This is a genomic window from Acetivibrio ethanolgignens (assembly GCF_001461035.1).
GTDB lineage: Bacteria > Bacillota > Clostridia > Lachnospirales > Lachnospiraceae > Velocimicrobium > Velocimicrobium ethanolgignens.
The window spans coordinates 1-8,908 of sequence record NZ_LNAM01000223.1 but is presented as its reverse complement, the minus strand read 5'-3'; the positions used below and the strand labels follow the sequence as shown (position 1 = coordinate 8,908).

The window sequence follows — 8,908 nt, the reverse complement described above, 5'->3', positions numbered from 1 at the left end:
AGGTGTTTCCGTCTGAAATAATCTGCGGAAATCGCCCGAGATAATCTGCGGTTTGACACAGAGGTTAAGATTATGAATAAAATAGTAAATGAGGAAACAATTCAAGTTATGGATATTGATACTACAGATAGCTATAGAAGAGATAACAATACTCTTGGCTCTTTGCTTGATGATATTAGTGACGAACTTTCGCCTACTTATATCAATCGTGATTATATTTCACAGAGACAGCCATTTATGTGGAGTGAAGAACAGATTAACAAGTTCTACACTAGAATTTTAAACAACCAGCCAATTCCAGAAATTATCGTGTGTGAGCAGATTGTTGACGGTCAGAAGATTTCTTTTCTTATAGATGGCTTACAGAGATTATCATATGCGGAGTTATTTAAAAACAACATTAGACCTGTTAAATCAAAAGGTGCAGAGTTTACTCATATCAAATATAAAAAGCGAATTACAGATGATGATGGAAATATCAAGGTGGTTGAAGAAATATTTGATATTGTTGGCAAAAAATACGAAGACTTACCAGAGTTTTTACAAAAGCGTTTTGATAATTTTAATATAAGTGTTACAAGATTTTTTAACTGTACATCTGAAATGATTGATTATCATATACGAAATTATAACTCTCATACAGCGATGAATAAAGTACAGTATGGTGCAACAAATGCTTCTAATATAACAGTAGGAAATATTAAATCACTTTCTCAGAAACATTCATTCTTTAAGAATATTGTTAAGACCAATAGTAAGAATATAAAAGATGGTTCTTGGGACGAAGTTGTTGGACGAGCTATTATGGCTACATATTTCCTTGATGATTGGAAAAGGGAAGTCAAGGATGTATTTGTATTCTTGGACGAAAAATCTACTACAGAGCAATTTGAATGTTTGAAAGAACATTTAGATAGATTGGTAGAAATGATTAAAGATAATTCATTAAATGAATTGTTTACAACAGGGAATACACATATTTGGTTGGCGGTTTATGATAAGTTTACCAAGTTAGGGTTAGATGATAATAAGTTTATAGACTTTATGAGAAAGTTTAAAAATGATTTACATATGGAAGAAACAACTGATTTTATTAAAGATGTTTATAAGTCAAGGCAGAGTAGAGATAAATCGATTATTGTTGGTAAAATCGAAGGTTTATACGAACTTTTATTAGATTATCTTTATATTAAAAAAGAAGATGTAGAAGAAATAGATTACAAGGAATTTTTAAAAGCAAACGTAGAAGATGTTGTTGATGAAGATGATATTGAAATGATTCAGATATCAGCAAATGAAGTATCAGAGGAATTAGATGAAAATTCTTGGATGCTTTCGGATCAGAATTATCCGTCCTATCTTGCTATTGTTGGTATTGCGTTTAGGAAAGACGAAGAAGATAAACTGAAAGAATGGTTGCCTATTTACATAAGAAATAATCAGTTTATTCGCAATCAACAGAAAGCATTTTTACATATGAAAGAGTCGTTTGAAGAATATTTGCAGAAAGGAATGGTGGCTTAAATGAGAAGAATGAAATTAGCAGATATTAAAATTAGTGAAACGTTTGCTAATAGTATTCCAAGTGAGGAAAAACTGAATGAGTGTAGGAATAATTGGAACCAGTGGCATCGTCAGGACAGATTTATAGTGGTAAATCCTGATAATGTGCTTATTGATGGATATATTATGTATCTGGTGCTCAAAGAGAATAATGTAGAAGAAGCAGAAATTAAGATTTCAACCAGACGTAAGAAACGTTGGTATAGAAAGAATGTGGAAGATTGGAATGTCCCTCATTATAGAGATGAGGCTACTACATATGTTTATGGTGTGCATCCAAATAGTAAGAGTGGTAAAGAATTTATGTGGCGTGTTCCGAAATCTTGGTCAGAACTTGGATGGGAAGATGGATTGAATATTGGTGATGAGATTCTTGTTACTACAAAATTTGGTATTAAACCTGTTGTGATTACTAAGATTGAGTTGTCTGATAAATGTCCTATAAATATGCCGGTTAAAAGAGTTGTGAAGAGAATAAATTAGCAAATTGAATGTTGATTTTATATGAAGAAAGGAATGATATAAATTATGAAAATATGTAAATGTGGATACGAAACTGAGAAAACCAGTTTTCAGTTCTGCCCTTTGTGTGGAAAACAATTAACAGTTTTAGAATTAGAAGATGATGGTACGTATAAAGCAAAAAGAGAAGCATGTAGAGTATTTGATGGATGGCTTGATCCAAATGCAATTTATTACTATAAGATAAGCCCAATTGATGACACTCTTGCTTGGATATATACGTCTCCAATTTCTAAACATTGGATTATTGGATGTCATATTTCAAAAATCAAACCAATTGATGTAGAAAGAGTTCACAGATGTGCTCTTCGTAAAAATGGCAAATGTGGATATGCAGGTTCATGTGAAATCTGCTTACCAAAGTTAAAAGAAATGTATCCATATTTTGAGGTTTGCCAATAGATCACGAGTTCAATATTAGAGGTGATGAAACAAAGATTTAATCGGTATTTTGGAGGTAAAACTATATGGAATTAGAGATATTAGATACATATATTATTGAAAGTTGTGGTGACTTAGAAGAACATCAAAAGTTAATTGATGAAAAGGTAAAAGAACTTGATCCAGAATATTACACTGTTGATACAGATTTAATACGATTGCTATGGAAAACAAAAATTATTGTTATGAAATCAAAATAGAAATAGAAAATTAATTTCATTTTGATTTAGAAAGGATAAATATGAAAACAAAGATTGAAGAAGCAAATAATTTAAAATATCAATTATCAAATAATAAAGACATGGTTCAAAGATGTCTTGGTAATAAATTAGTAGATGGTAAATATGTAAGAGACAGTAACAATGATAAACATAGTTTTGGTTTTTCTATGACGTCCCATCATTCTTCAAAGGCGATATATTTTGAAGCTTATTATGGATATTATGGTAATAGCAGCGTTTCAATGTTTAATAACGATTTTTATGTTGAGTGTTTGGTAAAAGCAATTAATAAAAATCTTCCAGAACTGATAGAAGAGACAGAAAAGATTATGACGGAAAAATATAATAAGACGTTGTTAGAAGCAAAGGTAGAGGCTGAAGATATTATTGCGAAAGTTAAGGAATTAGGACTGGAATGAAACCAACGTTTCGTGTCAGTTTTGAAAGGAGAAGATAATAGTGAAAAGACAGATTAGAAGAGGTGTATTTGAAACCAATTCATCAAGTCAACATAGCCTCTGTATTATGAAGAAAGATGAACATTATACACCGGAAGAAATTTTATATGATATTTGGCTTGGTAAAGATAGAGAAACAGGCGAAGAGAATTGTGTATGGGGAATTTGGGATCACGATATGAATTTTGGTAGAAGTCCATTCAGAGCATTAGGAAGTTTCCATGACAAGTGGCTATATGCTTGTGCTTCGTTAGTTCATGAATATAATGATGATACTTACAAGGAACTCGTAGAAGTTGCTTTGAAGTATGTACCAGGATTAAAGAAAATTGAAATTCCAATGATTTCTGATTCCATTGCAGATAAGAATCATGAATCAAATAAAGATAGTGAGTTTGCACAGAAATATGGCAAAACGGAAGACGAATTAAATGAATACTTGGAGCAAAAAGAAAAAGATTGGGGAATTGAAACAATTGAATATTGGGAGGGCAATAATGGATATTTTCATTTTGAAAAACCATATACAGGTTATGTTGATGAAAATATTTTAAGTGGGTTTTTAGAAAAAGAAGGAATTACACTTGAAGAATATCTTACTAATAAGAAGTATGTAGTTATTCAGGATGGTGACGAGTACGGATATTTTGGAGATATGAAACGTAGTGGGTTAATTAACTTGGATGCCATTGACCATGAGTATCCTATAGCATATGGAACGGAGGATTAAAACTATGAAGAGACAAATTAGACGTGGAGTTTTCGAGACAAATTCATCTTCAACTCATTCGCTTGTGATGTGTAGTGAAGAAGAGTTTGAAGCATGGAAAAGAGGAGAAGTATTATTCCAAAAATGGGGAAGTGAGAATTTTGTTTCTGCTAATAAACTGAGTGATTATGATAAGAAAAAAGCATCAGAGGATTATGATGACAATAAAGATGATTTTCAGAAAGATTGGAAAGACTTATCTGATGAAGCAAAGCAGAAATACTATACTAAATATGCAAAAGAGCATGACATTATTGATGAAGACGCAAAAACTTATGAGCAATATATGAATGAAGGTTACTTAGAAACATTTATACAGAGATATACTTCAAAAAATGGCGATAAGATTGTGGCATTTGGAGAATATGGGTATTGCTAATTAAGTAGAAAGGAAGATACATATGGAACTGTTAGGAATGTACAAGAATGGTAATACAATCAATAAGATATTTTCTGATGGTACACGCATTTGTGAAACAGAAGATAACGAATTTAGATTTGATTTCGCTCGTAACATGGATATTAAAATATGTGACAGGTGTTCAATGGCTTGTAAATTTTGTCATGAAGGTTCTACTCCAAATGGAAAACTTGGAGATATCCTAAATGAGAAATTTATTGATACACTCCATCCTTATCAAGAAGTGGCAATCGGTGGAGGAAATGTTCTTGAACATCCTGATTTAATTCCATTCTTAGAAAAACTAAAAGGATTAAAAGTTATTACTAACATCACTTTAAATCAGATACATTTTGAACAGAATATTGAATTAGTAGATATGTTATTTAGAGAAAAACTTATTTATGGACTTGGTGTATCACTTGTAAAACCAACAAAGGAATTTATCGAAAAAGTTAAGAAATATCCAAATGTAGTCATTCATGTAATCAATGGTGTATTAAGCCCATCTGACATGTTTACCTTAGAGAATAATAATCTGAAACTATTAATTCTTGGATATAAGCATTTAAGACGTGGCAATGAATATTATGAATCTGACATGGAAGATATTAAAGCAAAACAACGTTGGTTGTATGTTAATCTGGAATTTATATTAAAAGGATTCAAGGTTGTGTCATTTGATAATCTCGCAATTGAACAGTTAAATGTGAAAAGATTATTATCTAACGAAGAATGGGATGAGTTTTATCAAGGAGATGACGGCTCAAGCACTTATTACATTGATATGGTAGAGCGTAAATTTGCTAGAAGTTCAACTGCAAGTTTCGATAAGAGATACGATTTGATGGATTCTGTCGATGATATGTTTAGGAAGATTGTAAATGAAAATTAGCATACTATATATAGTACATATAATATCAAATACGCACTATATATAGATTTAAAAGCAGATAGAACGAAGGATTTATTTGGTAAATTGAAAGGAGAATGAAATGGAGATAGTTTTAGTAGGAGCATTGATGCTTTGTGTTGGATTTATAATTGGAATGTTTTCGGATGAAAATATAAATAAAACATACTATTTAGAAGTGGTAAATATTGTTGACAACTCATTGAAAAAGCAAAATGAAATATATGAAAAATATTATCAAAATAATAATGAATCAAACATGGAATATTTGGATAAGATAATTGATTTAATAGTAAATGGTGGACTATCTCAACTAAGAAAAAGAAAGATGTATGATAGATATACTTGGAGAAAAATTGATGAACATTAATCGACTATCGAAATGGCAATTAGTAAAATAATTGGAACAGAGTAGAGTACATATATTTTGAAATACTTATATGGAAGTGCGAGGTAACTTTTATACAAAAGTTAATGATATAGTCAGCACCATGATAAATGGTGTGGTTGTAAGTTTACATTTACCAATGATTTTAGCAAAATCAAGACAAGAATCAAGAGATTTCTATGAAGTTTTAGACGAATATCTTGAACTTATCAGAGGATTACAAAAACGTACTTATGATTATATTGGTGAATTAAGAGCAAGCGTAAATCCTATTGCTTTCTGCGAAGGTGGTTTATATGGTGGCAATTTGAAACCAGAAGATAAGATTAAATCCATTCTTCCACCAATGACAATGAGCTACGGTATTACAGCACTTAATGAGTTGCAAAGATTATATAATGGTAAATCCATTCGTGAAGATGGTGAATTTGCGATAGAAGTAATGAAACATATTCAGTTATACATTGACAGAATTAAGGAAGAAGACCATATTCTTTACGCAATTTACGGGACTCCGGCAGAATCCCTTTGTGGATTACAAGTAGAACAGTTCCGAAAGATTTATGGAATCATTGAAAATGTATCAGATAAGCCTTATGTAAGTAATAGTTTTCATTGTCATGTATCTGAAAATATGAGTTCTATTGAAAAACAGGATAAGGAAGAAAGATTTTGGAATTACTTTAATGGTGGAAAGATTCAGTATTGTCGTTATAACTTAGGATATAACAAAGAAGCAATTAAGACTCTTGTGCTTAGAGCAATGAATAAAGGTTTCTATGAAGGAGTAAATCTTGCAATGTGTTACTGTGAAGATTGCGGTTATCAGCAAGTAGAAATGGATGTATGCCCTAAGTGTGGCAGTAAAATGATAACTAAGATTGACAGAATGAATGGATATCTTGGATTTACAAGGGTTCATGGTGATACTAGATACAATGAAGCGAAGAATGCAGAGATAGAAGATAGGGTGAGCATGTAATGAATTATCATAATATTACTTATCCAGATATGAATAACGGCGATGGCTTGAGAGTCGTTTTATGGCTCTCAGGCTGTAGCCATCACTGTTATAATTGCCAAAATTCTCAAACATGGGATGTTAATAGTGGTATTCCATTTGATGAATCTGCTAAAGAAGAATTATTTAGAGAACTTGGCAAGGATTATATTTCTGGGTTAACTCTAAGCGGTGGTGATCCGCTTCACGAAGCAAACTTGGATGGTATATTAGACTTAGTAAATGAAATTCGTCTTTCATTCCCAAACAAATCTATATGGATTTATTCAGGCTATCAATGGTCAGAAATATTCACGAATGAAGAAGATGAACCATTTGAACATGATAAGGAATTTATGCTGATAGCAAAAAGGCAAATGATATTGAAACAATGTAATGTATTTATTGATGGAAGATATGTAGATGCTCAAAGAGATATAACACTAAAATGGCGTGGCAGTAAAAATCAAAAAGTTATTGACATTGAAAAGTCTTTAGAAAAAAATGAGGTAATCTTATGTACAGATTAAGAAAATTATCTAAACTAAAAGCGTTAAACAGTTCACAAAAATGCAAGGCATTATTTGCTGGATGTTTAGTTGGTATGGGTGTTGTGGCAAACACCCTATCAACGAACAAATATATTGGAGCAATGTTATTTAGTACAGCATTGCTAGTTATAATTAAATGCAACTTAGAATTATATACTGGAAGAATTGGTTTCTTTTATGAAAATAAATACTCTATATATCAATTTCTACAGATGTTATATTTAAACTTAATTGGAGTTACTACTATATTTGCTATGAGATTTTTTGAAGATTATGAATTACCAGAAAAAATTGCAATGGAAAAATTTTCTCATTCTTCAGTATACTTATTATCTATGGGAATATTATGTGGAATATTAATGTATATTGCTATTTATTGTAAAAATACAGTAATAACAATATTTTGTATTATGACATTTATTTTATCTGGGTATGAACATTGCATAGCCGATTTTCCATATTTGCTTGTTGCTTTTTCTTGGATAAACTTATTCAAATATATTTGCATTATTATAGGCAATACCATTGGTGCAATGGTAGTTCACATATATATAGCAAAGGAGGATTATTAATAAATGGTCATTAATTGTAAAGAAATGGCACAAGAAATCAAAGCAAATGTTACAAAAGAAATCAAAGAAAATAATCTTTTCCCAACGCTATTAATTATCATAGTTGGAAATAACAAAGCTTCTGAAACATATGTAAAAGGTAAGGTTAAAGATTGTAAAGAGGTAGGCATTGGTTCTTATGTAAAAGTATTAGATGAATCTACAACAGAAGAAGAATTGATTGAAATTCTCAAAAGTAAACAAGCTCAAAAATACAGTGGTATTATTGTGCAGTTTCCTTTACCAAAACATATCAGAGAAGATAAAATTATTGAAGCTATTAACCCAATGCAGGACGTAGATGGTTTCAGAAATGATAGCAAGTTTACACCATGCACACCTGCCGGTATCATGGAAGTATTGAAAAGAAAATGCGATTTAAGAGGTAAAAACGCATTGATTATTAATCGTAGTAATATTGTTGGAAGACCATTGATTAACTTATTATTAGATGAAGATGCGACTGTTACTATAGCACATTCTAAGACAGAAATGTTAGAAAAACATATTAGTATGGCTGATATTATTATTACAGCAGTAGGTAAACCTAACTTCATCAAAAGACATATGTTACATAATAACCAGATAGTAATTGATGTTTCAATTAATCGCAATAATGAAGGAAAACTTTGTGGAGATTTGTCTTATGTAGACTTAGAATCCTCAGGCACTTCATATCCTTATTATAAAAATATTATGTATACTCCTGTTCCTGGAGGAATTGGTTTAACGACAAGAGCTATGCTTATGAAAAATGTATTAGAGGCAGAAAAAGGAAAGATTAAAAATTGAAAGAAATAGAAAAAGAGAAAGAAAATATTGATATTAATCAAAAAATTTTATCGCAAGCAGACCTATATAAAATTCTACCATTTGGAAAAACAAAGATAAAAGAATTAATAAAAGCTGAAAAATTACCACTAGTAAAGATTGGTAATGATTATATTACTACATTTAATATATTGGAGAATTGGATAAAAGAGAATATAGGCGAAGAAATATATTATTAATAAACTCAAACTTCGCACATAAATTTTCGCTATGCACCTTGAAAATTCAATATCTGGCAGT

13 protein-coding genes and 1 pseudogene are annotated in these 8,908 nt (G+C 30.7%); all 14 read left to right on the top strand.

Annotated features, from left to right (window positions below):
- Positions 1 to 72: 72 nt before the first annotated feature.
- Positions 73 to 1,524 (top strand): DUF262 domain-containing protein, encoded by a 1,452-nt coding sequence (locus ASU35_RS18085; RefSeq protein WP_058354359.1) that lies wholly within the window; start codon positions 73 to 75, stop codon positions 1,522 to 1,524.
- On the top strand, positions 1,525 to 2,046 hold the full coding sequence (locus ASU35_RS18080) for a ParB N-terminal domain-containing protein (RefSeq protein WP_058354358.1): 522 nt from the start codon (positions 1,525 to 1,527) through the stop codon (positions 2,044 to 2,046).
- A gap of 45 nt (positions 2,047 to 2,091) precedes the next feature.
- Positions 2,092 to 2,487 (top strand): hypothetical protein, encoded by a 396-nt coding sequence (locus ASU35_RS18075; RefSeq protein ID WP_058354357.1) that lies wholly within the window; start codon positions 2,092 to 2,094, stop codon positions 2,485 to 2,487.
- Between the two features lie 65 nt (positions 2,488 to 2,552).
- Positions 2,553 to 2,726, top strand: a complete 174-nt coding sequence (locus tag ASU35_RS19560) for a hypothetical protein (RefSeq protein ID WP_156059477.1) — start codon at positions 2,553 to 2,555, stop codon at positions 2,724 to 2,726.
- Positions 2,727 to 2,767: 41 nt separating this feature from the next.
- Positions 2,768 to 3,166, top strand: coding sequence for a hypothetical protein (locus tag ASU35_RS18070; RefSeq protein WP_058354356.1), 399 nt, complete (start codon positions 2,768 to 2,770; stop codon positions 3,164 to 3,166).
- 40 nt (positions 3,167 to 3,206) lie between these two features.
- A complete protein-coding gene (locus tag ASU35_RS18065; RefSeq protein WP_058354355.1) occupies positions 3,207 to 3,935 on the top strand; it encodes a hypothetical protein in 729 nt (242 codons plus the stop codon).
- Positions 3,936 to 3,939: 4 nt separating this feature from the next.
- Positions 3,940 to 4,353 carry a hypothetical protein gene (locus ASU35_RS18060; RefSeq protein ID WP_058354354.1) on the top strand — a complete coding sequence of 138 codons (414 nt, stop codon included), beginning with the start codon at positions 3,940 to 3,942 and terminating at the stop codon, positions 4,351 to 4,353.
- Positions 4,354 to 4,375: 22 nt separating this feature from the next.
- Positions 4,376 to 5,269 carry a radical SAM family protein gene (locus ASU35_RS18055; protein ID WP_058354353.1) on the top strand — a complete coding sequence of 298 codons (894 nt, stop codon included), beginning with the start codon at positions 4,376 to 4,378 and terminating at the stop codon, positions 5,267 to 5,269.
- A 100-nt stretch (positions 5,270 to 5,369) separates the two neighbouring features.
- Positions 5,370 to 5,657, top strand: coding sequence for a hypothetical protein (locus ASU35_RS18050; RefSeq protein WP_058354352.1), 288 nt, complete (start codon positions 5,370 to 5,372; stop codon positions 5,655 to 5,657).
- A gap of 127 nt (positions 5,658 to 5,784) precedes the next feature.
- Positions 5,785 to 6,657 (top strand): annotated as a pseudogene (gene nrdD, locus ASU35_RS18045) (anaerobic ribonucleoside-triphosphate reductase); the annotation flags it as partial.
- On the top strand, positions 6,657 to 7,205 hold the full coding sequence (gene nrdG, locus ASU35_RS18040) for an anaerobic ribonucleoside-triphosphate reductase activating protein (RefSeq protein WP_058354351.1): 549 nt from the start codon (positions 6,657 to 6,659) through the stop codon (positions 7,203 to 7,205). The pseudogene nrdD and the gene nrdG, both read left to right, overlap by 1 nt.
- A complete protein-coding gene (locus ASU35_RS18035; protein ID WP_058354350.1) occupies positions 7,193 to 7,798 on the top strand; it encodes a formate/nitrite transporter family protein in 606 nt (201 codons plus the stop codon). The genes nrdG and ASU35_RS18035 overlap by 13 nt, the downstream gene beginning before the upstream one ends.
- A gap of 3 nt (positions 7,799 to 7,801) precedes the next feature.
- Positions 7,802 to 8,629, top strand: coding sequence for a bifunctional 5,10-methylenetetrahydrofolate dehydrogenase/5,10-methenyltetrahydrofolate cyclohydrolase (locus ASU35_RS18030; RefSeq protein ID WP_058354349.1), 828 nt, complete (start codon positions 7,802 to 7,804; stop codon positions 8,627 to 8,629).
- Positions 8,626 to 8,847: a hypothetical protein gene (locus ASU35_RS18025; protein WP_058354348.1), complete on the top strand. Its 222-nt coding sequence runs from the start codon at positions 8,626 to 8,628 to the stop codon at positions 8,845 to 8,847. The genes ASU35_RS18030 and ASU35_RS18025 overlap by 4 nt, the downstream gene beginning before the upstream one ends.
- Positions 8,848 to 8,908: the final 61 nt, after the last annotated feature.

What these genes read in the sequence shown, in the direction of transcription:
- ASU35_RS18075 (WP_058354357.1), top strand. Translation starts at nt 2,092, where the DNA reads ATGAAAATATGTAAATGTGGATACGAAACTGAGAAAACCAGTTTTCAG.
- ASU35_RS18070 (WP_058354356.1), top strand. Translation starts at nt 2,768, where the DNA reads ATGAAAACAAAGATTGAAGAAGCAAATAATTTAAAATATCAATTATCA.
- nrdG (WP_058354351.1), top strand. Translation starts at nt 6,657, where the DNA reads ATGAATTATCATAATATTACTTATCCAGATATGAATAACGGCGATGGC.
- ASU35_RS18030 (WP_058354349.1), top strand. Translation starts at nt 7,802, where the DNA reads ATGGTCATTAATTGTAAAGAAATGGCACAAGAAATCAAAGCAAATGTT.
- ASU35_RS18060 (WP_058354354.1), top strand. Translation starts at nt 3,940, where the DNA reads ATGAAGAGACAAATTAGACGTGGAGTTTTCGAGACAAATTCATCTTCA.
- ASU35_RS18055 (WP_058354353.1), top strand. Translation starts at nt 4,376, where the DNA reads ATGGAACTGTTAGGAATGTACAAGAATGGTAATACAATCAATAAGATA.
- ASU35_RS18085 (WP_058354359.1), top strand. Translation starts at nt 73, where the DNA reads ATGAATAAAATAGTAAATGAGGAAACAATTCAAGTTATGGATATTGAT.
- ASU35_RS18050 (WP_058354352.1), top strand. Translation starts at nt 5,370, where the DNA reads ATGGAGATAGTTTTAGTAGGAGCATTGATGCTTTGTGTTGGATTTATA.
- ASU35_RS19560 (WP_156059477.1), top strand. Translation starts at nt 2,553, where the DNA reads ATGGAATTAGAGATATTAGATACATATATTATTGAAAGTTGTGGTGAC.
- ASU35_RS18080 (WP_058354358.1), top strand. Translation starts at nt 1,525, where the DNA reads ATGAGAAGAATGAAATTAGCAGATATTAAAATTAGTGAAACGTTTGCT.
- ASU35_RS18035 (WP_058354350.1), top strand. Translation starts at nt 7,193, where the DNA reads ATGTACAGATTAAGAAAATTATCTAAACTAAAAGCGTTAAACAGTTCA.